The 712-nt window shown below is 52.8% G+C and carries 2 tRNA genes and 1 rRNA gene; all 3 read left to right on the top strand.

Annotation, left to right across the window (positions count from 1 at the left end):
* Positions 1-120: ribosomal RNA gene (locus A6M21_RS02325) — 16S ribosomal RNA — on the top strand; the annotation flags it as partial.
* A 325-nt stretch (positions 121-445) separates the two neighbouring features.
* A tRNA-Ala gene (locus A6M21_RS02320) sits at positions 446-520 on the top strand.
* A gap of 41 nt (positions 521-561) precedes the next feature.
* A tRNA-Ile gene (locus tag A6M21_RS02315) sits at positions 562-638 on the top strand.
* The last annotated feature ends 74 nt before the right edge of the window (positions 639-712 follow it).

Raw genomic sequence — 712 nt, 5'->3', positions numbered from 1 at the left:
AACACCCGAAGCCGGTGACTCAACCCGTAAGGGAAAGAGCCGTCGAAGGTGGGGTTGGTGATTGGGGTGAAGTCGTAACAAGGTAGCCGTATCGGAAGGTGCGGCTGGATCACCTCCTTTCTAAGGAGTAAAAAGAAGTGGGAAGAGGTCTGAAATCAGATGATAAAGAAGCTATTGGCCGCCGGCCAATAGCAACAAAAAATCTGACTTCTGACTTCTGACGACTGACCTCTGAAACTCCAGGTCGATCATCTGGCTTACTGTTTAGTTTTGAGGGACCGTAACGGAAGCCGGCTGTCAGATGCCGGAAACCGGAAAAAACCGGTGGACGGCGGAAGACAACCGCAGCCGTAAAGCCTCTCATAAACAACTGATTAGTGTCATCAAAAGCCGTTGACGGTAGTCAATGGCGAATATTTGACTGCAAGCTTATGACTGGTTATACGGGGGTGTAGCTCAGCGGGAGAGCACCTGCCTTGCAAGCAGGGGGTCACCGGTTCGAATCCGGTCATCTCCACCATGAACAGTCAACAGCAGTCAAAGACAGCTGTTCATTTTCGCGGGCCTATAGCTCAGCCGGTTAGAGCGCACGCCTGATAAGCGTGAGGTCGGTGGTTCGAGTCCACCTAGGCCCACCAAAACGGAAGCCGGTCGTCAGAAGTCGGAAACCGGAAAAAACCGGTCGACGGCGAAAGACAACCGGCAGCCGTAA

Origin of the sequence: Desulfotomaculum copahuensis (assembly GCF_001655685.1) — a bacterium.
GTDB lineage: Bacteria > Bacillota > Desulfotomaculia > Desulfotomaculales > Desulfovirgulaceae > Desulfotomaculum_G > Desulfotomaculum_G copahuensis.
This window is presented reverse-complemented; position numbering and strand designations above follow the sequence as displayed.